Here is a 21,536-nt window from a genome sequence, read left to right as displayed (position 1 = left end):
TGTTCCTATGCGCTAAAGGGGTCGGGGGAGTCGTAAAGATCGAGACGTCCAATGACGTTGATCGACAGGGTGGATTCCAGCTCGGTGAAGGACAGCACCGGAACGTGGTGAAATTCGTCCTGCAACAGCGTGCGCAGCGGGCTGCGTAAATCCTGTGCTACCAGCACCAGACTGCGCTGCGACGAGAGCGGCGGAAACGCCTGCCGCAGCTGACCGAGCAGCGTGGAGGCGTAGTCCTGCGTCAGGGCGAAGAAGGTTTCGTTCTGCGTCTGGCGCAGTGCATCGCGCAGCAGTTCTTCGCTTTCTGGCGTCAGTAGCCAGACGGCAAGGTTGTTTTCGTCGCTGTACTGGTGGCAAATTTGCGATTTAAGTGCCAGACGCACGTAGTCGGTCAGCGCCAGCGTGTCCCGTTCGTGCTGACCGACTTCAATCAGCGCTTCGGCGATGGGGCGCACCGATCGCAGCGGCACGCGTTCGGAAGCCAGCCGTTGTAGCACGCTGGCGAAACGCGAAAGCGGCATGATGCGCTGAAGCTCCTGCGCCAATTCCGGCTGCTCGCTTTCCAGCCAGGCCAGAATGGATTTGGTTTCCTGCAAGCCAATGAATTGTGAGCCGGTGCGGTGGATGGCCTGTTCCATGCGCGCCAGAATTAGCTCATCCGCGCTCCAGCGCGGCACGTCGTCCGGCTGTTGCGCGACCTGTGCGAGCGGCAACCAGAGCCACTGGCTTTCATCCCGCAGCGTCGGTCCGGGCGTGGCGAGGTTGGTATCCGTCGGTTCGACGGCACCGCTGGCAACGGCCAGACGATCGGTGACAAACGTGGCTTTCACGTAGGGGATTTCGTAGACGCAAAACTGAAATTCATCTTCCGCTAGCCGATCGCTGAATTCGATATCAAAAGATGGCAGCGTAAAGCCGAAGCGGTAGACCAGTTTGTTACGCAGGCGGCGAATATTCTGCACCAGCGCCGTTGCCGTTGGCTGCTCTTGCCAGACCGGATGAAACAGCAGCAAATAGGCGCGTGTGGGATTGAAGCGCCGCAGATCCTGATAGCCGTTCTGTTCAGCGGGTATATTGTCCGCTTCCAACTGGCTGGCATCTAACTGACCCTGCTGCTTGATGCGCCAGAGCTGGAACAGACCGCTGCCGAGCGATGCCAGACTGATGGTGACAAACACCAGCGTCGGCATCCCCGGCAGCAGCGCAAAGCCAAACATGCCAATGGAGGAGATAATCCACGCTTTGGGCTGGCTGGTGAGCTGTTCGGCAATTTCGCGGCCAATATTGGCATCCACTTTTTGCCCGTCGGCTGAGACGCGGGTGATGATCATCCCGGCGGTCAGCGAGATCAGCAGGGCGGGAATCTGGGCGATCAGCCCGTCGCCGATGGTCAATACCGAGTAGACGTGCATCGCATCGGATGCGGCCATGTTGTGCTGCAGCACACCGATGGCGAAGCCGCCGATCATGTTGATGAACACAATCACCAGCGACGCAATGGCGTCGCCTTTAACGAACTTCATCGCGCCGTCCATCGCCCCGAACAGCTGACTTTCTTTCGCCAGATTTTCCCGCCGTTGCCGTGCCTGATGAGCTTCGATTAATCCGGCACGGAGATCGCTGTCGATGGACATCTGTTTACCGGGCATCGCATCGAGCGTGAAGCGCGCCGCCACCTCGGCCACGCGCTCGGAACCTTTGGTGATCACCAGAAAGTTCACCACCGTCAAAATCAGGAAAATAACCAGACCGACCGCCAGATTCCCGCCCACCACGTAGTTACCGAAGGCCTCAACGATATGGCCGCCGTCCTGCTGGAGCAGAATCTGACGCGTGGTGGAAATGGAGATCGCCAGCCGAAACATAGTGGTCAGCAGCAGCACCGCCGGAAACGTCGAAAAGGCCAGCGGTTTGGGCAGGTACATTGCCAGCACAATCAGCAGGGAAGAGACGCAGATATTGAGCGCGATCAGCACATCGATCAGCCCGGTGGGCAGTGGAATGATCATCATGAAGACGATAGACATCACGATGACGGCACCAACGACCTCCGAGCGCTGCATCGCGCTCAGCGCAATGCGGTTCAGCCAGATAATCAACAGATTCATGGCTGCCCCTTATCCGAATCGCGTGCATCCTGTTTTTGCCGCGATGCCGTATCACGCTGCGTCAGGTCATCATGCTGAGTGTTTTTGGCCTGCTGTTTCTCATATTGGGCGATATCGCCAATCATCCCACGTATCAGCTGGAGCGCCGTTTGGCGGTTTTTACTGTCGCGCCACAGCGGATGCGGCAGGTCGCTGACGAGCGGCAGCAGGGCGCTGAAAAACATGGCCTGATGCTGTACCTGCGTACCGGCAACTTCCCGTCCGAGATTATGCAGGTCGCGGGCATAAGCACCGTTGGCGCTCAGCCCAATCAGGCGGCGGGTTAGCTCCACGGCACCGAGCGTAAAGGCGGGCACTTTATTTGCTAACCGAGTAAGCAGCGTCTGGCTGGATGACAGCGTATGGCTCAGGTGGCGAGAATCATTGAGGTTGCTCAGCATCTTGCTGAGAACGGCTTTCGAAATCGACGGCGTCAGCGAGGCGATATCCGCCGCCAGTGCCCGCTGTAACGTGCGTAGCCCAATGGAAAACGTCGCGGCGTCAAAGCGTTCCAGCAGGGAGTCTAGTAGCGCACTGGCCGACTGCTGATGCACGATTTTCTGGTAGTACAGATCGCGCATCGCCTGTTTTTGTTCCGGCTGGGTGCTGAACAGCGCAATGGCCGTTGCCGTATTCAGACCGGCTCGGACTTCCGGCCCTTTCTCCTGATGCAGCTGCTGTAACGCACTTTCCGCCGCCGCGGTCAGCTCAGGCTGTTGGGGAGATTGCTGCTGGATGTGGCGCAGCAGGATATCGCCGCGCGCCGGATCGTTGCCTGCGGCTTCCAGCACCGCCTCAAGAGACGGTGAGCCTTGCTGCATCAGCAGGTCGCGCATCCGGCTCAGTTGCTGATCGAGCGTACTTTGCGACGGGTTTTCCAGCATCCTGAACAGTTCAGTCAGTTTCTCAATCCGTTCGACATTGGCGGCGGCGCGCGCGTCCGGCTGCTGGGCGATGTGGCGTCGGTTCAGCGATTTGCTTCTTCGTTCGGCCTGCTCGCCAAACGCCATCGCCACTTCCTCCATCGAGGTGGATAGCGGCGAACCGGGAGGCGCGTGGTGAGAACTTGTCTGCTGGACCGCAGCCTGCGGCACGGGATCGTCATCCACCACGACAGGGCGCGGCAGGGCGCTACTGGAGGGAAGAACTGTCGGTATTTTGATCATGATGTCATCCTGAATAAATCGGCTACGTGTCGTGGTGTGAACGTGCAGCGGTATGAATGTATTGCTATGTGGACACAGAAAAGGATGGGTTCCCCGACGTGAAGTCATCGGAGCAGGCCGAATTTGATGGCGGATTGGATTAAATGCCGTTACTTATTGCAATTACGGATTGCAATAACTTGCAATTTCGTACTGTGGGCGCTGGCAAAAAATGGCACGATAATAGATAAGATGAAAAATAACTGATTAAAAATCAGTGTGATAAAAATATTTTCGGGCTGGCACAAGGCTTGCTCTTCCGTTTTTGCCAATGAGGCACAACAACGGAGAGTCAGCAAATGGAAATGTCTACCCTGAAACACATCGAACAGACCCCTTCGCTTTACCCAGCGTTATCTGTCGATTGGGAACAGGTGTTTCGTCAACACGGAAAGAAATTGCATAACTTTATCCGCAAGCGCGTCAGCAACCGTGACGACGTGGAGGATTTACAGCAAATGACCTATCTGGAAGTGCTCAAACATCAGGATAAATTTGCGGGAGCATCGCGGCCGGAGACGTGGGTATTCGGTATTGCCCTCAACCTGGTTCGCAATTATTTCAAGCAGGCACGCCAGCGCGCTCAGGAAATGGGCGATGAGATGCTGGAACATATCGCGATAGAACTCGATCTCGGTGCTATCACCGAAAGTCAGCGGTCCTTGAAACGCGCGATGGATGCCATCGTCTCACTGCCTGAAGATACCCGTCAGATGCTGATGCAATTGCTGGATACCGATGCCAGCTATCAGGATCTTGCGTTGCAGTTGGAGATCCCGATCGGTACGGTGCGGTCGCGGCTGTCTCGTGCCCGAAGTGTGATTCGTCAGGCTGTTGAATCCTGACGGTATTTCACGGGACGAAAGGACGCGCCTGCACCCGCCGTTTTTCACTGACTGAGGTGGTGACCGCTTTATTTAATGATGGCGGTTGCCGTTCAGTTCGTGGTCGCACGCCGTGATATCAGGTCGCATTGATGCCGTTGCAGGGTTCCCTGTCCATCTTCTGGAATGTTGAGACGCCGTATTGCGCTACCTGCACGGCGGGTGGCTGCACAACAGTCTTAATTCAAATAAGGAGATGGCAATGATGTTCACCCAACCTTTTCGTCCCGATGAGAAAACCAAAGCCCCCGAGCTTGAACTGGTGGATTTTGCATTTGGCCGCATCAAGGACGCGATTTATATCGTCAACGAAGATCAGCGTTTTTGTTACGTCAATGAAGCTGCCAGCCAGACGCTGGGCTACAGCATTACGGAATTCATGCATTTGAGCGTTGCCGATATCGATCCCGAATGGGTCGCTGAGCATAGCTCGCCCGACTGGTTTCATGAATACGCATTGGGCGTCGGCACCACGTTTGAAACTAAGCACCTCACCCGCCATGGCATGACGATTCCGGTCGAGGTCAATCTCACGCATTTCCAACACAGAGGACGTAGCTACAACATGTGTGTCGTCAGAGATATCAGGGAACGTAAACATATCGAGCAGTTGGCTTACGCGCGAGAACAGGAATTTCGCGCGCTGGTTGAGAACACGCCGGATTTGATTATCCGCTTCGATGCCAACCTGAACTGCCTGTACGCCAACCCCGCCAGTCTGAAACATCTGGATTTCACCATAGAGCAACTTCGGGGCCGTATGATTACGGAACTGATGCCCGGCGTGGGCTGTGCGATCCGCATGGAACAGCTGGTGCGGCTGGTTGTCGATACCCGCAGCAGTGCAGAGGGTGAAGTCATGGAAGAGCTGGGGAGAGGTGAGCAGCGTCATCACCATATTCACCATATTCGCTGCGTGCCTGAGTTCGATCAGCACGGCGCGCTGGTGTCTATTCTGACCGTCGGACGGGATATTACGGCGATTCGCTATGCGGAGAAGAAACTGGCCGATTCGCACATGCAACTGCGTTTATTGGCGCGCCAGCGTGAGATTTCACGCGAAGAAGAGCGTAAGCATATCGCTCAGGAAATTCACGATGAGCTGGGGCAGCACCTGACCACGATCCGCATGAGCCTGTCGCTCATGCGCATGTGTTTTGCCAAGGAAAACCCAGAGATGCAGGCGCATTTGCAAAAGCTGATGCAACTGACTGACCAAACGATCCAGGTGGTGCGTAACGTGTCGACCCGGCTCAGGCCGAATGTGTTGAATATGGGGCTGACGCCCGCGCTGGAGTGGCTGTGTGACGAGTTTAACCGGCACTACAGTGCAACCTGTCTGCTGCGAACGTCGGGAGAACCGCTGGCGCTCAATGACGAGAGCACCACGGCGGCCTTCCGCGTCGTGCAGGAGTCGTTGACTAACGTGGCGCGCTACGCCGCTGCCACGCAGGTCATCATTACGCTGGATAACCAGCAGGACTGCGTGGTGCTGTGCACGAAGGACAACGGTAAAGGTTTTGATTCCCGCGCTAAAAATAAAAACGCTTTCGGACTCATGAGCATGAAAGAACGCGGACGGATGCTGGGAGGCGAAGTGGTTATTGACAGCGCGCCCGGCAAAGGCACGTTGGTGCAGCTAACGTTTCCTAAAAATGGCCATACCCGCTAACCGCGGGATAAGAATAACAAAAGGAAGAAATGAGCGATGAGCAAACCAATACGTTTAATGATCGCCGACGATCACGTCATCATGCGTGAAGGTCTCAAGCAGATCTTTGCGCTGGATGACTCGCTGAGCGTCGTCGCCGAAGCGGGAAATGGCGCACAGGTACTGGCGCAGTTGCGCAGCGTTACCCCTGATTTGCTGCTGCTGGATATGTCGATGCCCGGTATCAGCGGTGAAGCGCTGATTTCACGCGTAGTGGCGCAATATCCGCGTCTGCCGATTCTGGTGCTCAGCATGTACAGTGAAGCGCAAATTGCGCAGCATGCGCTGAAGAGTGGCGCCAGAGGTTACATCACCAAAGATAAAGACCCAGAAGCGCTGCTGTCGGCGATCCGACGCGTGGCGCAGGGCGCTCGCTATATCGATCATACGATTGCCGAGCAACTGGTGTTTTCCAGTTACACGGAAGGTGACAGAGCCGCGCACGATGTGCTGACGGCCAGAGAGCACCAAATCATGATTATGTTTGCGCAGGGGATGGGCATCAACGCCATCGCCAATGAGCTGGCCATCAGCAACAAAACGGTCAGCACTCATAAAGCGCGTCTGATGGAGAAAATGCAGTTCAGCACCAATGTGGAAATTGTGAAGTATGTCGTGAGTAAGAAGCTCATTCCCTAGTTGCGGAATAGTAGCGGAAATCCGCTGTGCGAGAAATAACAGATAAAAGGGATTCAACAGTCGGTGAATCCCTTTGCTGAGGTTTACGCTTTCCTGACGATATCTTTTCGTTTTCCTGCTAATTATTCAGGGAGGTAACAGACTGTTTTTACTTATATTGGCCATTTTTTGTAGGCATTTCCCTACAAATTCCTCTGGAATTCCTACCTGATGTTCAGCTATGCCTGATGGTTTCATTATTCAATGGCGGTAATGCTTATCATCGTTCTACCGGAGATGTATAGGTCGACGTTATGCGGAGAAACGCGGCAGATGCACGGTAGGGCACCACGTTATGGAAGGCAGTCAGTTAGCCCGTTTGGGCTTAAGGAGTAGTTAATGAATCATTATTACCGTCAGGATAGACAGCACGATTCGTTATTAGCGCATTCGTTATCGGAACATTCGTCATTAGAAAAGCCATCATTAGAAAAAGCTCGCTCGTCAGTAGACTATTTCCCGCCATCGTCGGGACATTCCACACACACAGCTGATGATATTCATTCATCGCTCGCCCCCATCATCAATGTTATTGCGCCTCTCAATGTCGACATCGTGCTGGAAGGTGAAACCGGTACGGGGAAAGACACGCTGGCGAACCGCATTCATCAACTTTCTCGATGCAGCGGCCCGCTGGTGGCGGTGAACTGCGCTGCCGTGCCGGAAAATTTGGCCGAAAGTGAACTGTTTGGCGTGGTTTCGGGTGCCTATACTGGCGCGAACCGCTCCCGCGCCGGCTATCTGGAAAGTGCAGATAAAGGCATTCTGTTTCTGGATGAGATCGACAGTATGCCCATGACGCTGCAGGCCAAGATGCTGCGCGTGCTGGAAAGCCGTGGCGTAAAGCGGCTGGGAAGCACCCAGTTCACGCCCGTGGATATGCGTGTGATTGTGGCGACGCAAACGCCGCTGCTGCAACTGGTGGAAAAAGGGCTGTTTCGCCGCGATCTCTATTTCCGTCTGGATACCGTAAAGATTCAACTGCCAACGCTGCGTTCCCGTAGCGATCTCATTCTGCCGCTGTTTCAGCGTTTTAGTCAGGAAGCCGCTGTGCGCCTGAAAATGACGCTGCCACCGATGACGGCGGAAATTCACGAACAGCTGTTGACTCACAGCTGGCCGGGTAATATCCGCGAGCTGAAAGCCGCGGCGGATCGCTGGGCGCTGGGACTGTCGCCTTTGGCTGAAATTCAGCCGCTGCTGCATCCGCGTCCTTTGCAGTTGAAAGACCGCTTGAAGCGGATTGAAAAATTTCTGATTCAGGATGCGCTGCGCCGCCACGACCACTGCATTGACGATGTGATTGTGGAGCTGGGGATCCCCAAGCGGACGCTTTATCACCGCCTGAAAGTGCTGAACGTGACGGCGCGAGAAATGTGCGCAGGGGGCGGAGAAGCCTGTCAGGCATGAGGGCAGACTCTCTGCCGTTTACCGATCGGGATACGGTAGCCAATGACGGCAGGCCTACTGGCAACAGTCGGCCTGCTTTCAGGTTATGCCGATTCTATTTACATCGTTTCTATCGGCATTTTTTCTATCGGCGGGCATGGATAGTGATGGATATCCGGTAGATCGTGCAATGCCACGGCCTTACTGAAATACCATCCTTGCATAATCGCCGACGGGCACTGTTGCAAGATATAGGCGGCTTGCTCGCGTGTTTCTACCCCTTCGATGATCACCGGGACGTCGAGTTTTTTGATGAGGGTAAATAACAGGTCGGCCATGGCGGCATTAACCGTGCCTGTGCCGATGGCGTCGACAAAAATCTTGTCGATCTTGATCATATCGAACGGTAAATGGCTCAGATAGTCGAGGTTGGAATAGCCCGTGCCGAAATCATCAAGCGCGACCTTATAACCCGCGCGTCGTAAGGTCTCAAGGCCATCTGCCAGCGTCTTATGGGATGTACTCGACCGCTCGGTGAGTTCCAGCATGATACGCGTTCTGTCTATCCCCAGTTCGTCACACATTTGCTGCAGGAAGTGATGATAATCCGGCGAAACAATGTCGGAGACGGACAGGTTAATACTCAGAAGAAAGGGCGTGTCCTGCGTGAGGTACGGTTGCATGTCATGCAGTGCCTGACGCGTAATGATGCGGGTTAGCTCATCTGAATAGCCCATTTCTTCCGCAATATTGATGAAATATTCCGGCGACACGCTGTCGCCGCGTTCGTTTTTCCAACGCGCTAGCGCTTCTACGCCAATAATGGCGCGCTGGGGCAGACTGATTAACGGCTGATAATGTACCTGAAGGCGCTGATTTTTGATCGCGCGTTTTAACTGTGATGGCAAAGCATGGTGCCGATCGTCATAGAGTTGATAGGACAGGGTAAAACTGGCACCGATGAGCGCCCCGACAAAAAACAGGGAAGCGATGATATACCACGGGCGTGACAGGAGACCGGCGGCGTCCAACTGTGCCAGCACGCAGATATCACGGTTGGGCGAGCAGAAAAACGTCTGACGTTTTCCCATGGTCAGCCACGCATTATGTTCTTGTCGCGTCTCCCTGAACGCCGGCAGGTCGACGTTGCCAAAGGTCTGATAGATATGTTCCAGATTACGCGTGATCAGCATCGCACTGTGCTCGGCTGGTGGCTGAACGAAACGGCGAAATGCGGCGGCAGCGGTGATGGTAACCACCCCGTTGAGGCTTGCCATATCGGCGGTAATCCGTGGATCGATCACGTCTTTCATTGCGGCCCACAGTTGCACGCCATCGGGCGTCGTTCGATTTGGCGGCAGCAGATAAATCGGTGGGTTAAGGATGCCCCAGCCCGCGGAACAGACGAGATAGTTGTCCTTGATACGCCCGATATCGCGCAGATAGACGGAATAAAAGGAAATCAGGCGTAGTTCTTTCAGATCGGCGCTGGAGCAAGGTGCGTTATTCAATGTCAGTACCCGATTCATGGTTTCTCTGCCTTCATTTGCGACGGCGAGACCCTGATCGAGCACTTCCTGACTATAGTGCTGCAACTGCGTTTGTTCTAATCTGGCTAAAATTCCCTGACCAATAAACAGCGCCAGCAATGCGCTGGCAAACGAAATCAAAATAAGTCTGAACCATAATCCGGTGTTGGTAGTTAAGGTGAGCATAGCGACCATCTGGCAGCGTGATGGGAATAGTACGGCATGGGTTCAGAGATCGCATCCTTGCCAGTTGCACAGCATAAAAACGTTTCTGCAAATCAGAAACAACGTACGGCCTTGCGGTAAGGTAATAACGCTTTTTATTATTTTAAAAGAAAATCTATGATAGCTAACGGCCGGAAACACAGCGAAAACTAGGCTAGTTCTTCCTCTTGAATTGCCATTGCTGAAAGAATTTCTTTTTCGTTGGAACTCACTGACCCGCTCTCCCACTTAATGAATGAACAAGATGACTGTATGTACAGCATGACAGTTCACTACCGTAAACTTTCATTATATTTGGAGATATATCATGAGCTTTGGACTTTCCCAGATTGCATCTCAGGCGGCTTCTCAGACTCTGGACACCGCGATGGCTGGCTCTCTGACACGTGCAGCAGGCGCTCAGGCACAGAAAATGGCGATAGATACGGAAAACTCCATTCTGGATGGTCAGATGGATTCCGCGTCCAAATCACTGAACTCCGGGCAGAAAGCGGCGAAAGCTATCCAGTTCTGATCGTGATGAAACGAGCCGGAGCCTTGCTCCGGCTTTATTTTTTACCCCGTCCGCGATGGAATCCACACCATGAAAATCAACCACGCTACCACGCTGCCCCAGCCGGGGGATGCTCCGCTGGCGGACAACGGCACGTTTTTTTCGTATTCTGCGACCAATCAGGATGTGTCCTGGTTTAGCGCAGCAATGTCGTCGGCACCGATGACGGCAGAAAGCGGCAACAGTCAGTGGCTGGGTGCACTGGCGGAAAAATCTCAGGGACTGAACGGCGTTTTTAAATCCGCCGAACGCGATGTGAGCCAGTCGATGCGATCCAATAATCCAAAAGATGTACTGGATGCGACCCGAACGCTGTCGTCGTTCTATCTGGAAAGTTTGCTGAGCGCCAAACTGGTGGCGAAAAGTGTGCAAAGTCTGGAAAAACTCACCAACTTACAGTAGCGGCCTATGAAAATCGATAAGCGAGTGTTTCTTCTGCTGATCGGGCTATTGACTGGCTGCGGCGAGCCGATTGAGCTGAATCGCGGGCTGTCGGAGAACGATGCCAACGAAGCGATTTCGATGCTCGGCCGCTATCAGATCGGCGCGGAGAAACGGGTAGACAAAACCGGCGTCACGCTGGCGATCGATGCAAAAAACATGGAACGTGCCGTCAATATTCTGAATGCGGCGGGTTTACCGAAGCAATCGCGTACCAATCTGGGCGAGGTCTTTCAGAAAAGCGGCGTGATCTCAACGCCGCTGGAGGAGCGTGCCCGATATATCTACGCGCTGTCGCAGGAAGTGGAGGCGACGCTGGCGCAGATCGACGGCGTGCTGGTGGCGCGGGTGCATGTGGTGCTGCCCGAGCGTATCGCCCCCGGCGAGCCGGTTCAGCCAGCCTCGGCGGCGGTGTTTATCAAATACCGTGCCGAGCTGGAGCCCGATGGGATGGAGCAGCGCATCCGCCGTATGGTCGCCAGCAGCATCCCCGGCCTGTCTGGCAAGGATGATAAAGAACTGGCGATCGTCTTTGTTCCGGCGGAACCTTATCAGGACACGATCCCCGTGGTCACGCTGGGACCGTTTACGCTTACGCCGGATGAAATGCGGCGCTGGCAGTGGGGCGCAGGGCTATTTGGCCTAATGCTGGCTGGGCTATTAGGCTGGCGCATTGGCACCCCTTACCTGCGACAATGGCAGCAGAAAAAAGCGGGGGAGTCGTCGTCACCATGATCACACAAGCGCAACGCCAACGGCATGAGTCGGGTGACATCACCCCGCTTGCCTGGCTGATCTGGTGGGCAGAGGATTGCCTGTTACAAGCCGATTCCAGTTGGTGGAATGGGAAGGTGAGGCTGCCGGATTCACCGCTGCGTCGCGATTGGCTGCATGTGAACGCCGTGCAGCTTCATCGCCATTTTTCTCTGCCGTCGGAGTTGCCGCCGGATCCGCTGGCTTCACTGATGCAAATGGGGGCGCTGGATACGGCACAGCGAGAAACGGTATTGCGCTTGATGGCGCGGGTGTGTCAGCCCGTACGCCATCCGGATCGCTCGGGCGCGGAGGACATATGGTGCGAGCGGTTGGCAAAGGCGCTGCGGCCGGGCTTATGGCTGCCGTCAGCGGTCACCTTTTCTGCCTTATCGTCGGCGTCACCCGCTGCGAGATATCAGGATGCGGTGACGCTGCTGCGCATTCGCTATGGTGAAACGTGCTGGCCGCGTCTGCGGCTGCTTTTTCCACGCGATTGGTCCTGTGGTGGGGATAACTCTTGCCATGCCCCGTCGATGTTATTGCCTGCCGCCCGGCTGAATGCGCTGTGCGATGCCCTGATCTGGAAGGCATCGACCCCCACATAACCCTCCTCATTTCTATTCATTTTGCTAAGGACGAAGCATGCTGACGACAAAGACGTTTGCGACATTACCCGGCGGCAGTCGGGATGAAACGGTGATTATTCCGGCAGAGCGCGTCGCGGCGCATCGGCGCAGTCGGACACTCTGGGAAGAGGCCAATGCGCAGGCCGATACCATTGTGGCACAGGCGCACGAACGTGCCCGAATGCTTGGTGAGCAGGCGGTCGAACAGGCAGAAGCGGAATTCTGGCAGCAGGCAAACGCGCTCTTACAGGGTGTTCGGCAAGACCGAATGGATCTGGAAAAGATCATGATTACGCAAGCCGGACAGCTGCTGCGCGATGCGCTGGCGCATTTGCTGGATAAAACGCCTGCGCCGTCGCGCCATCATGCTTTACTGCGGCAACTGCTTAAGCAACAGCAGGGAGAAAGCCGGGGAACGCTGTATTGCCATCCCGCCCAGCTTGCCGATGTACAGCACTGGCTGGATGCACATGCGCATCTTGAGTGGCGTCTCGCCAGCGATGACGCGCTGGATAGCGATGCCATGAAGCTGATTACGGCGCATGGCGTGATGTCGCTAAGCTGGCGGCAGGCGACGGCACAGCTGATTCCTCCTGAATATCCCGCTGCGATGTGAAATCACTGCCCGCGAAAGGGAACTGCTCGCCGGGGTTAACCACTCACTATTGAGTCAATGACGAGAACGCTCAGGTTTACGGCCAACGTTCTCGTCAACGACCCAAACCGTGTTGTGAGGAAAATACCCTATGAGGAGAGCGTGCTATGTCCCTTAACCCCATTCAGCGTCGCCTTGACGCACACCTGGTCGATTCGCAGCAACAGCTGGATGATATTGCGCTGAACGTTGCCGAAGGCGGAGCCAGTCAGGCAGACAGTTATGCCTTTTTTGAAGCCAGCATGGACTATTCCAATGCCAGTTGGGCGGTCGGGCAGCTGCTGAGCGTGAAACACGGTCTGGTAAAGGCCATCATCAATGACTTCAACTGAGTTGGCTGCGATGTTGGAGAGTTGGCTAAACGGCGGGACGCCGACCCTGAAGCTGGACATTGATGGCGGGGCGGTGGCGCTTGTGCGGCAGTCGTCGGGCGTGGCGTGCAACGCGGCTATTCCGCTGCGCATGTTGCCTGATGAGCCGATGCTGGCGCGCGCCTTACAGCTGGCCGATGCCGCCCGCACCCAGTTTCAGGATGACACCGCGATCCTGTCGCTCTCCCCGCAGGATGAACAGCTCTGGCTATGGATGCGGCCCGATGCCGATGACGTCATGCAGCTGTGCCGCAGCCTGGAAACCTTACTTAACCAACGGGACGTCTGGCTGAGCCTGCTCACGCCGCGTGCGAAAACGCCCGTTTCCGCTCCACTGAATCTGAACACGCTGGCTTTTTTGCAAGGAGAACGACATGCGTAAGGGACTGATACGTCATCGATCGTATAGCATTTTTCTGGCGGTCTATCGCTGGTTTTGCTGGGCGGTAGTGCTGATGGGGATTATCCCGGTGAATGGGATGATTTCGCTGGCGCACGCCGCCACGCCAGCTGACTGGAACAAGGGCGCGTATGCCTATTCTGCCGAGCAAACGCCGCTGTCTGCGATTCTGACGGATTTTGCCAACAGCCACGGCGTGGATTTGGTGCTGGGCAATATTGCGGACAATGAGGTTACGGCGAAAATCCGCGCGGATAACCCCACGCTGTTCCTCGACAGGCTGGCGCTGGAGCATCGCTTTCAGTGGTTCGTGTATAACAATGCGCTCTATGTCAGCCCGCAGGATGAACAAGCGTCGGTGCGGCTGGAGATTTCCCCGGATGCCGCGCCCGATATCAAACAGGCGCTCAGTGGTATCGGGCTGCTCGATACGCGCTTCGGCTGGGGGGAGTTGCCGGAAGAGGGGGTGGTGCTGGTCACCGGCCCGCAGGCGTATATCGATCTGATTCGTAATTTCAGCCAGCAGCGGGAAAAACAGGACGAACGGCGCAAGGTGATGATTTTTCCGTTGCGCTATGCCTCGGTATCCGACCGGACGCTGCAATATCGCGATCAAAAAGTCACGATTCCCGGCGTCGCGACCATTCTCAATGAGTTGATGGATGGTCAGCGTGCGGCGCCGGCAGGCGCATCCGGCCCGATGCCCGTGCAGCCGGATAACGGCATGGAAGCGATGCGGGAGAGTACGCGTTCGCTGATGACCCGGCTGGCAACCCGTAACAACCCAGGGCGCAACGGTGAGGCGTCAGGCCGTGTGACGCTAAGCGGCAAGATTTCCGCCGATGTGCGTAATAACGCGCTGTTGATTCGGGACGATGAAAAGCGCCGTGCGGAGTATCAGCAGCTCGTCGACCATATCGACGTACCGCAAAATCTGGTCAACATTGATGCCATTATTCTGGACGTGGACCGAACCGCACTGTCGCGGCTGGAAGCGAACTGGCAGGCGCAGCTTGGCAATGTGAGTGCAGGCAGCACCATGATGATGGGGCGGAGCACCCTGTTTGTCAGCGATTTCAAACGCTTTTTCGCCGATATTCAGGCGCTGGAGGGGGAAGGGACGGCCTCCATCGTTGCCAATCCTTCCGTGCTGACGCTGGAAAATCAGCCCGCTATTGTTGATTTCAGCCGGACGGCGTTCATCACGGCGACGGGTGAACGCGTCGCGGACATTCAACCCGTAACGGCGGGCACGAGCCTGCAGGTGACGCCGCGCGTGATCGGCGAAGGGGCGCAGCGCAGCATCCAACTGGTTATCGATATCGAAGACGGTCAGGTGGAGACAGGCCGCGAAGGTGAAGCATCGGGCGTGAAACGCGGCACCGTCAGCACGCAGGCGCTGATTGGTGAGAACCGTGCGCTGGTGCTGGGCGGTTTTCACGTTGAAGAGAGCGGTGACCGCGATCGCCGCATTCCGATCCTTGGGGATATCCCGCTGCTGGGGCAACTGTTTACCTCGACGCGTCATGAAGTCTCGCGCCGTGAGCGCCTGTTTATCCTGACGCCGCATCTGGTCGGCGATCAAACCGATCCCACGCGCTATGTGTCCTCCGTCAATCGTCAGCAGTTAAATGGTGCGATGAATCGCGTCGCGCAGCGTAACGGTAAAACGGATCTCTATAGCCTGATTGAAGGCGCATTTCGCGATCTCGCCAGCCGCCAACTGCCCGCCGGGTTTCAGGCAGACGCTAAAGGTACGCGATTGGGAGAGGTATGCCGCTCGCAGTCGGGTCTGATCTACGACAGTTCGCGCTATCAGTGGTATAGCAATGGTCAGGTGCGCCTGAGCGTCGGCGTCGTGCGTAACGGCGGCACACAGCCGCAGCGTTTTGATGAAGCAGCCTGTGCCAGTAGCCGCACGTTAGCGGTGGCCGTGTGGCCGAAAACGACGCTGGCACCGGGGGAATCCAGCGAGGTATTCCTTGCGTTGCAGCCCGCGCTAACGCCTCAGCCCGCCCGACGTAACCTGCTGACATCTCAGTAGCGATTCCAATTAAAACAGGAAATGGTCATGAATCATAAAGCACTGTCCGTTGCGCTGATCGCACTGCTGCTGAGCGCCTGCAATACCCCCCGACAGGTGGCCAACTGCGCCTCGGTGACTTGTCGTCCGCAGCCGGAAACGCGGCAGCTCATCATCTGGTGGCAGCCCGATCTGCGCAGCAGCCCGGCGGATTACAGCAGAGTCAGCGTAGATGAATGAACCCGTGGCGGTATTCGATAATCAGCATGACTTCCTCACCGCGCTGAAAACCGCGACGACGGCCTGCTGGCCGGTACAGTCGGGCGTCACGCTGTGGTTTACGGCGGTGTCGGCGGATAAGTCTATGCTCACCTTAACGCTGGCTCCCGCCCGACATTACCCCGGCATGTTGCGGCAAATGCTACAACGCCGCTTTCTGGAGGCTGATGCGCTGTTTGCCTGCGGCCTGAGCCTGGATGAACAGCAACATCTGCGGTTATGTCGCGCGTTATCCACATTAACCGAGTCGGTTGCGGCAATCGACGAACTGTGGCGTTTGGCCGGACTGCCGCCGCGCTGAGCCGTGAAAAAGTCATGCGTTTTCGTGCATAAGGCGGGAACTGAGCACGCAAGGAAATCACTTAATGGGGGAGTGTCACAATCACGCGGGTTGACCGCACATCATTGGCGCTTTCATAACCCATTTACTCATTGAGGAAACATTATGCTTAATTCTCTTGGTGGCGGAACCTCTCTGCAAATCACGATCAAGGCGGGCGGTAACGGCGGTTTATTTCAATCTCAGTCTTCACAGAATGGCGGATCGCCATCGCAGTCAGCGTTTGGTGGCCAGCGTAGCAACATCGCAGAAAAACTGTCCGATATCATGACAACCATGATGTTCATGGGCAGCATGATGGGCGGCGGCATGGGCGGTGGGCTCGGTGGTTTAGGCAGCAGTCTGGGCGGACTCGGCGGCGGTTTGCTGGGCGGTGGCCTGGGGGGCGGTCTCGGCAGTAGCCTTGGTAGTGGGCTGGGCAGTGCGCTCGGTGGTGGATTAGGCGGGGCGCTGGGTGCTGGCATGAATGCCATGAATCCATCGGCCATGATGGGTAGCTTGCTGTTTAGCGCGCTGGAAGATCTGCTGGGCGGCGGCATGTCGCAGCAGCAGGGGGGGCTTTTCGGCAACAAACAGCCGTCGTCGCCGGAAATTTCTGCTTATACCCAAGGCGTTAACGATGCGCTGTCCGCTATTCTGGGCAACGGCCTGAGCCAGACGAAAGGGCAAACGCCACCGCTGCAACTGGGCAATAACGGTCTGCAAGGCCTGAGCGGTGCGGGTGCGTTCAATCAACTGGGTAGCACGCTGGGGATGAGCGTTGGGCAAAAAGCCGGTTTGCAGGAACTGAACAACATCAGCACGCACAACGACAGCCCGACGCGTTACTTCGTCGATAAAGAAGACCGGGCGATGGCGAAAGAAATTGGTCAGTTTATGGATCAATATCCTGAAGTTTTCGGTAAACCGGAATACCAGAAAGATAACTGGCAGACGGCGAAGCAGGATGACAAATCCTGGGCGAAAGCGCTGAGCAAGCCGGATGACGACGGCATGACCAAAGGCAGCATGGATAAATTCATGAAGGCGGTCGGCATGATCAAGAGCGCGGTCGCCGGTGATACCGGCAATACCAACCTGAATGCTCGCGGCAATGGCGGTTCGTCTCTGGGTATTGATGCGGCCATGATTGGTGACCGCATCGTCAATATGGGGCTGCAAAAGCTCGCCAGCTAAAGCGAAAAAAACAACGGGGAGCAGGGCGGAAGCGCTGCTCTCTCGTTATGCATTAGGCCGAAATTATTGTTGCCGTAAGCGGCATTCGCATCGATTAAGCCAATTTCTCCTTATCCCCCGCCATTTATTTTAATAATTTCATCGAGATGAAATGAGAGACATCTTCCCCTCATTGGTTTATTTAATGAATGATTTTTTAAAACGCCATTGATTTTCACTCGACATAAAGTCACGCCCATGATTATTATTGTTATTAATCATTGAGGTTTAATTTCAACTTATTGATAATTAAGGTTAAAAATAATTTATAAAAATAAATAAAAATTACCTTTTCTTAACTTATACCTAAGGTTTATTCGCTAAATTATTCCCCGATGTCACAGATAAATTAATAGTCTTTTTATCAGACTGATTTTATTTATCACATTTCCGTGATTAAGAATAATCTTTGGGGGTGATTTATGAGCATTTTCAAGAATATGAGACTTGCCACCATGCTCGGTACCGGTTTTGTCCTTGTGTTGGGTATTAGTCTGCTTATTGCGCTCTATGGGCAATTTCAACTCCGGCAACAGAGTAATACCACAGAAAAATTGGCTAGCAACCAGATAGAAGGCTTATTGCTGATCCAGGAACTAAAGGACAATTTGAATAGTACAGCGATTGCGGTACGCAATCTGACATTATTTACTGCACCAGAACAAGTCGAGGCGGCAAAACAGCAGATTAATGAAGATTCAATTAGAATTACCGAAATTCTAAAACGTATCGCTGAACGGGCGAACACGCCCCAAGAAAAAACACTGCTTGACTCTATTAATCAGGTGCGACCGATAAGTCGAGCGGCCTCGCAAAAAGCCATTTCACTCAGTCTGGATAACAAACTGGACGAGGCCAAGAGTGTCATCATCAACGAAGCTCAGCCTGCCCAAATTGCCTACTTTAAAGTTATCAATGAGCTTCTGGCTTACCAGAAAAATGATACCCGCCAATCGGTAGATGCAGCCAGCCAGTCCGCTCAGACTGCGGGTATTCTGATGCTGACTTTTACGGGGGTCTCAGAGGTGCTGGGTATTGCCATCGCCTGGTTGATTACCCGCAGAATCAAAAAGTTGTTGGGCGGCGAACCTGCATATGCCTCCGACATTGCTCGTCAAATTGCTAGCGGTAACCTGGCCATTAATGTCGAACTGCAACCGGACGATACCACCAGTTTGCTGGCAGCCATGAATGAAATGCGCGTCGGGCTGGGCGGGATTGTGCGGCAGGTTCATGACAGCAGCGCCTCCATTTCAACGGGATCCAGCGAAATTGCGCTTGGCAGCAATGATTTGAGTCGGCGCACCGAAGAGCAGGCCGCTAGCGTACAACAGACAGCCGCTTCCATGGAGCAGATCAGCCAAACAATCCGCCAGAATGGCGACACCGTTCGCGAAGCGGCACAGCTTGCCAACACGGCTAGCCAAACGGCGACCAAAGGCAACGATGTTGTGCACAACGTCATCACGACCATGGACGATATTAGCTCCAGTTCCCGTAAAATTGGCGATATTATTACCGTGATTGATGGCATCGCCTTCCAGACGAATATTCTCGCGCTTAACGCGGCGGTTGAGGCTGCTCGCGCCGGTGAACAGGGGCGTGGCTTCGCGGTGGTGGCAGGAGAAGTGCGTTCGCTGGCGCAGCGTTCGGCCTCTGCTGCGCGTGAAATCAAAGAACTTATTACCAGCAGCATGGAAAAAGTCGAAAGCGGCTCCCGATTGGTGGCACACGCGGGGGAAACGATGACAGATATTGTCACTCAGGCACAGCATGTCGCCGAACTGATTAGCGAAATCGGCGTTACCACACAGGAACAGGAATCCGGTATTTCACAAATCAATCAGGCTATCGCTCAGATGGACAGTATCACGCAGCAAAATGCCGCATTGGTTGAAGAATCCGCCAGTGCGGCAGAGAGCCTGAACGATCAGTCGGCGAAGTTGGTGCAACTGATGAGCGTCTTTACCATTCAAAGCTCGCCAGAGGCCTCGTCTTCCCGTCGACAGCCTCACACGTCGGTAGTAAAAAAACCGGCTTCCCCTAGACTGGCGCTGGCAAATACCGGCAGCAGTGACTGGGAAAAGTTCTGAATCCTATGCGAGATAAAAAAAGCCAGCACAGGTTTCCCTGGCTGGCTTTTCCCCGGTGCGGTATGGCGCAGGTATTACAGTTGACGCACCGCAATAAAGCGATCGGCGATCAGGCGGGCAACCCAGAACGAGGTCTGCGCCACGTCGCTATGTAGCCCGTTCTTCGTGTGGATATCGGCCTGATGCAGGAAATCCTGCTCCAGCGAATCCACAAAGGCGTCGAACTCGAACTCACCCCGCCGCAGCGATCCTGACTGGCTAAGTACGGTGTTCAGTTGTGCTCTCACCAGATGGATAGCCTGAGTGAATGATTCGCGTTGAGCCGGCGTAATGTACCCGCCTTGTTTAGCGAGATCCGCCCAGCGTGTCGGAGTGGGAGAGGTCATCGTGTTTGGCATCTTAATTCACCTGCAAGTTAGCGGAATTCGGCACTTTGTAGTGATTATTGACATTCGTCAGGTTGATATTGCTGCCTTTAACGTTCAACCCTTCACTGTCGCTTTTCACGAATGAGAACTTGCCGTTTTCTGCATCAATGTTACTCAGGTTCAAATTCCAGTTACCCTGTTGTCCGCCGTTGGTGCGAACAAATGTACCGAAATCTTTCGCTTTGAAATTATCGATGGTCAGGTTGGCGTCTGCGTTCAACTGGAAAATCTTGTCGGCAGCGCCCTGAGCGCTACTGTTAGTGATTTCCACGTTAGCAGGTTTACCGGTATTGGATTTCACCGTCAGCGCATCTTCACCCACGTTGGTCCAGTGTACGTTATCAATTTTGGCATCGCCGCGAACGTGTACGCCATCCGCCGCATTATCACCAAACACCACGTTTTTCAGCGTTGCGCCTGGAGCCAGTTCAAAGACTGGTTTCTGGCCTTCAGCCTGGCCGCCATCGCCTAACTTGCTGCCAGCGGTAAAGGTTTTACCGCCGCCGTCAAAGACCTCTCCGGGGCCGACTTTGATGGTGTCATTGACCACGGTGGCATCACCGCTGGCGGTTGGGAAAGAGACGGGGCCAGCACCTGCTGTTGACGTGCTGGGCGATGCCGCAGAACCACCACCAACACCAGCAGGTGCGGCCGTCAGTGGGGCAGACGCGCCGCCGCCGTTACCGCCAATGGGTGAAGATGGCGCCGATGGTGCAGCAGGTGAACCCCCGCCACCGGCAGAAGGTGCAGACAGCGCGGCAGGCGATCCACCGCCACCGCCGGATGCAGCCTGCGGTGCGCCCACTGACGGCGAACCGCCACCTTGGGATTGGCCGTTACCTTGCGGCTGACCAAACTCACCTTTCTGCGAATCCATCAGATTGCCGATCAATTCCAGCAGCGCTTTTAACAGATCGTTACCGCTCAGTTGGCCGCCGCCGTCTGCCGTTGGGCTAATGGCATTATCTAATGCGCTGCCAGTTGAGTCTTGCAGCAGAGAGCGGCTCAGATCTTCTGGGTTTTGTGCACCACCTGCGCCACCAGGGCCAGATGATCCTGTCAGCGGTGAGGCGCCGCTGTTGCCGCCTGCCGCACCCGACGAACCGGAAGAGAGCGGATTTCCCGCTTCCTGCCCGTTTTTCCCCGGAATTAGCGCTTCCAACAGTTTCATCAGCATATCGGCAGGGTTGCCATTTTGTCCTAATGGCGAGCTGCCACCGTTGCCTGCGCCAGTCTGGCCCAGTGGACTGCCATCGGTTGATGACGGCGTATTGCCCTGCACATTAGGCAAGAGCGCGCTAAGTAAGGTGCCCAGCGCCTCCATGAGCTGGCTATCCTGCTGTGCAGAGCGTGGCGATGCCCCGCCGTTGCTGCCTGAAAGCGGGGAATTCAGACCTGTTGATGACAGGCCTGCGCCGGGTTGTATGCTGAGCGTGATCGTCATATCAGCCATAACATCTCCTTGAAAGTGAATAATGTGGGTCATTAACAGGCTTACGTCTGTTGCGTATTAAGTGAGGGAAGGTGTGATGCGGTTCCCGTTCAGGGAAGAGAAAGATGTCGGGAACCGGAAGGAGAAACTGACCAC

At 55.2% G+C, this 21,536-nt stretch carries 21 protein-coding genes; 16 read left to right on the top strand and 5 right to left on the bottom strand.

The features are described 5' to 3' along the window. Window positions 1-5: 5 nt before the first annotated feature. A complete protein-coding gene (gene sctV / locus Q3A88_RS14530; protein WP_110163250.1) occupies window positions 6-2,108 on the bottom strand; it encodes a type III secretion system export apparatus subunit SctV in 2,103 nt (700 codons plus the stop codon). After that, a complete protein-coding gene (gene sctW, locus Q3A88_RS14525; RefSeq protein WP_233990403.1) occupies window positions 2,105-3,313 on the bottom strand; it encodes a type III secretion system gatekeeper subunit SctW in 1,209 nt (402 codons plus the stop codon). The genes sctV and sctW overlap by 4 nt, the downstream gene beginning before the upstream one ends. A 338-nt stretch (window positions 3,314-3,651) precedes the next feature. Between sctW and Q3A88_RS14520 the strand changes: the two genes are divergently transcribed. From Q3A88_RS14520 to Q3A88_RS14505, 4 genes are all read left to right on the top strand, one after another. Continuing rightward, a complete protein-coding gene (locus tag Q3A88_RS14520; protein WP_317178174.1) occupies window positions 3,652-4,197 on the top strand; it encodes an RNA polymerase sigma factor in 546 nt (181 codons plus the stop codon). A 241-nt stretch (window positions 4,198-4,438) separates the two neighbouring features. After that, window positions 4,439-5,908: a PAS domain S-box protein gene (locus Q3A88_RS14515; RefSeq protein WP_317178173.1), complete on the top strand. Its 1,470-nt coding sequence runs from the start codon at window positions 4,439-4,441 to the stop codon at window positions 5,906-5,908. Window positions 5,909-5,944: 36 nt separating this feature from the next. Continuing rightward, entirely contained in the window at window positions 5,945-6,586 is a 642-nt protein-coding gene (locus tag Q3A88_RS14510) for a response regulator transcription factor (RefSeq protein ID WP_317178172.1), read from the top strand. A gap of 378 nt (window positions 6,587-6,964) precedes the next feature. Then, a complete protein-coding gene (locus tag Q3A88_RS14505) occupies window positions 6,965-8,035 on the top strand; it encodes a sigma 54-interacting transcriptional regulator (protein ID WP_014915548.1) in 1,071 nt (356 codons plus the stop codon). 98 nt (window positions 8,036-8,133) lie between these two features. Here the strand turns inward: Q3A88_RS14505 and Q3A88_RS14500 are convergent, their stop codons facing one another. Further along, on the bottom strand, window positions 8,134-9,729 hold the full coding sequence (locus tag Q3A88_RS14500) for an EAL domain-containing protein (RefSeq protein ID WP_110163256.1): 1,596 nt from the start codon (window positions 9,727-9,729) through the stop codon (window positions 8,134-8,136). A gap of 346 nt (window positions 9,730-10,075) precedes the next feature. On the opposite strand from Q3A88_RS14500, the gene Q3A88_RS14495 reads away from it, so the two are divergent. The 12 genes from Q3A88_RS14495 (at window position 10,076) to Q3A88_RS14440 (ending at window position 19,520) form a co-directional block, all read left to right on the top strand. Continuing rightward, entirely contained in the window at window positions 10,076-10,282 is a 207-nt protein-coding gene (locus Q3A88_RS14495; protein ID WP_014915546.1) for a hypothetical protein, read from the top strand. A gap of 69 nt (window positions 10,283-10,351) precedes the next feature. Further along, entirely contained in the window at window positions 10,352-10,723 is a 372-nt protein-coding gene (locus Q3A88_RS14490; protein ID WP_317178171.1) for an EscI/YscI/HrpB family type III secretion system inner rod protein, read from the top strand. Window positions 10,724-10,729: 6 nt separating this feature from the next. Further along, on the top strand, window positions 10,730-11,497 hold the full coding sequence (gene sctJ, locus Q3A88_RS14485; protein ID WP_317178170.1) for a type III secretion system inner membrane ring lipoprotein SctJ: 768 nt from the start codon (window positions 10,730-10,732) through the stop codon (window positions 11,495-11,497). Then, window positions 11,494-12,123 carry a type III secretion protein gene (locus Q3A88_RS14480; protein ID WP_317178169.1) on the top strand — a complete coding sequence of 210 codons (630 nt, stop codon included), beginning with the start codon at window positions 11,494-11,496 and terminating at the stop codon, window positions 12,121-12,123. The genes sctJ and Q3A88_RS14480 overlap by 4 nt, the downstream gene beginning before the upstream one ends. A 37-nt stretch (window positions 12,124-12,160) precedes the next feature. After that, window positions 12,161-12,760: a type III secretion system stator protein SctL gene (gene sctL / locus Q3A88_RS14475; protein ID WP_039509557.1), complete on the top strand. Its 600-nt coding sequence runs from the start codon at window positions 12,161-12,163 to the stop codon at window positions 12,758-12,760. Window positions 12,761-12,906: 146 nt separating this feature from the next. After that, entirely contained in the window at window positions 12,907-13,131 is a 225-nt protein-coding gene (locus Q3A88_RS14470) for a type III secretion protein HrpF (protein WP_317178168.1), read from the top strand. After that, window positions 13,118-13,552, top strand: coding sequence for a type III secretion system chaperone (locus Q3A88_RS14465; protein ID WP_317178167.1), 435 nt, complete (start codon window positions 13,118-13,120; stop codon window positions 13,550-13,552). The genes Q3A88_RS14470 and Q3A88_RS14465 overlap by 14 nt, the downstream gene beginning before the upstream one ends. Beyond that, on the top strand, window positions 13,545-15,614 hold the full coding sequence (sctC, locus tag Q3A88_RS14460) for a type III secretion system outer membrane ring subunit SctC (protein WP_317178166.1): 2,070 nt from the start codon (window positions 13,545-13,547) through the stop codon (window positions 15,612-15,614). The genes Q3A88_RS14465 and sctC overlap by 8 nt, the downstream gene beginning before the upstream one ends. Before the next feature lie 27 nt (window positions 15,615-15,641). Beyond that, entirely contained in the window at window positions 15,642-15,833 is a 192-nt protein-coding gene (gene hrpT, locus Q3A88_RS14455) for an HrpT family type III secretion system protein (protein ID WP_039277617.1), read from the top strand. After that, on the top strand, window positions 15,826-16,173 hold the full coding sequence (locus Q3A88_RS14450; RefSeq protein WP_110163263.1) for a type III secretion protein: 348 nt from the start codon (window positions 15,826-15,828) through the stop codon (window positions 16,171-16,173). The genes hrpT and Q3A88_RS14450 overlap by 8 nt, the downstream gene beginning before the upstream one ends. 144 nt (window positions 16,174-16,317) lie before the next feature. Then, window positions 16,318-17,388 carry a type III secretion protein HrpN gene (locus Q3A88_RS14445; RefSeq protein ID WP_317178165.1) on the top strand — a complete coding sequence of 357 codons (1,071 nt, stop codon included), beginning with the start codon at window positions 16,318-16,320 and terminating at the stop codon, window positions 17,386-17,388. A 461-nt stretch (window positions 17,389-17,849) separates the two neighbouring features. Further along, entirely contained in the window at window positions 17,850-19,520 is a 1,671-nt protein-coding gene (locus Q3A88_RS14440) for a methyl-accepting chemotaxis protein (protein ID WP_317178164.1), read from the top strand. A gap of 74 nt (window positions 19,521-19,594) precedes the next feature. Here the strand turns inward: Q3A88_RS14440 and Q3A88_RS14435 are convergent, their stop codons facing one another. Both Q3A88_RS14435 and Q3A88_RS14430 read right to left on the bottom strand, forming a co-directional pair. Beyond that, window positions 19,595-19,918 (bottom strand): DNA-binding protein, encoded by a 324-nt coding sequence (locus tag Q3A88_RS14435; RefSeq protein WP_317178163.1) that lies wholly within the window; start codon window positions 19,916-19,918, stop codon window positions 19,595-19,597. 1 nt (window position 19,919) lies between these two features. Continuing rightward, entirely contained in the window at window positions 19,920-21,401 is a 1,482-nt protein-coding gene (locus Q3A88_RS14430; RefSeq protein ID WP_317178162.1) for a pectate lyase, read from the bottom strand. Window positions 21,402-21,536: the final 135 nt, after the last annotated feature.

Source organism: Pectobacterium sp. HCp5_1 (assembly GCF_032905925.1).
Classification (GTDB): domain Bacteria; phylum Pseudomonadota; class Gammaproteobacteria; order Enterobacterales; family Enterobacteriaceae; genus Pectobacterium; species Pectobacterium brasiliense_A.
This window is presented reverse-complemented; position numbering and strand designations above follow the sequence as displayed.

Excerpts from the sequence above, each read along its gene's own strand:
- sctV (WP_110163250.1), bottom strand. The coding sequence starts at position 2,108 with ATGAATCTGTTGATTATCTGGCTGAACCGCATTGCGCTGAGCGCGATG.
- sctW (WP_233990403.1), bottom strand. The coding sequence starts at position 3,313 with ATGATCAAAATACCGACAGTTCTTCCCTCCAGTAGCGCCCTGCCGCGC.
- Q3A88_RS14520 (WP_317178174.1), top strand. The coding sequence starts at position 3,652 with ATGGAAATGTCTACCCTGAAACACATCGAACAGACCCCTTCGCTTTAC.
- Q3A88_RS14515 (WP_317178173.1), top strand. The coding sequence starts at position 4,439 with ATGATGTTCACCCAACCTTTTCGTCCCGATGAGAAAACCAAAGCCCCC.
- Q3A88_RS14510 (WP_317178172.1), top strand. The coding sequence starts at position 5,945 with ATGAGCAAACCAATACGTTTAATGATCGCCGACGATCACGTCATCATG.
- Q3A88_RS14505 (WP_014915548.1), top strand. The coding sequence starts at position 6,965 with ATGAATCATTATTACCGTCAGGATAGACAGCACGATTCGTTATTAGCG.
- Q3A88_RS14500 (WP_110163256.1), bottom strand. The coding sequence starts at position 9,729 with ATGCTCACCTTAACTACCAACACCGGATTATGGTTCAGACTTATTTTG.
- Q3A88_RS14495 (WP_014915546.1), top strand. The coding sequence starts at position 10,076 with ATGAGCTTTGGACTTTCCCAGATTGCATCTCAGGCGGCTTCTCAGACT.
- Q3A88_RS14490 (WP_317178171.1), top strand. The coding sequence starts at position 10,352 with ATGAAAATCAACCACGCTACCACGCTGCCCCAGCCGGGGGATGCTCCG.
- sctJ (WP_317178170.1), top strand. The coding sequence starts at position 10,730 with ATGAAAATCGATAAGCGAGTGTTTCTTCTGCTGATCGGGCTATTGACT.
- Q3A88_RS14480 (WP_317178169.1), top strand. The coding sequence starts at position 11,494 with ATGATCACACAAGCGCAACGCCAACGGCATGAGTCGGGTGACATCACC.
- sctL (WP_039509557.1), top strand. The coding sequence starts at position 12,161 with ATGCTGACGACAAAGACGTTTGCGACATTACCCGGCGGCAGTCGGGAT.
- Q3A88_RS14470 (WP_317178168.1), top strand. The coding sequence starts at position 12,907 with ATGTCCCTTAACCCCATTCAGCGTCGCCTTGACGCACACCTGGTCGAT.
- Q3A88_RS14465 (WP_317178167.1), top strand. The coding sequence starts at position 13,118 with ATGACTTCAACTGAGTTGGCTGCGATGTTGGAGAGTTGGCTAAACGGC.
- sctC (WP_317178166.1), top strand. The coding sequence starts at position 13,545 with ATGCGTAAGGGACTGATACGTCATCGATCGTATAGCATTTTTCTGGCG.
- hrpT (WP_039277617.1), top strand. The coding sequence starts at position 15,642 with ATGAATCATAAAGCACTGTCCGTTGCGCTGATCGCACTGCTGCTGAGC.
- Q3A88_RS14450 (WP_110163263.1), top strand. The coding sequence starts at position 15,826 with ATGAATGAACCCGTGGCGGTATTCGATAATCAGCATGACTTCCTCACC.
- Q3A88_RS14445 (WP_317178165.1), top strand. The coding sequence starts at position 16,318 with ATGCTTAATTCTCTTGGTGGCGGAACCTCTCTGCAAATCACGATCAAG.
- Q3A88_RS14440 (WP_317178164.1), top strand. The coding sequence starts at position 17,850 with ATGAGCATTTTCAAGAATATGAGACTTGCCACCATGCTCGGTACCGGT.
- Q3A88_RS14435 (WP_317178163.1), bottom strand. The coding sequence starts at position 19,918 with ATGCCAAACACGATGACCTCTCCCACTCCGACACGCTGGGCGGATCTC.
- Q3A88_RS14430 (WP_317178162.1), bottom strand. The coding sequence starts at position 21,401 with ATGGCTGATATGACGATCACGCTCAGCATACAACCCGGCGCAGGCCTG.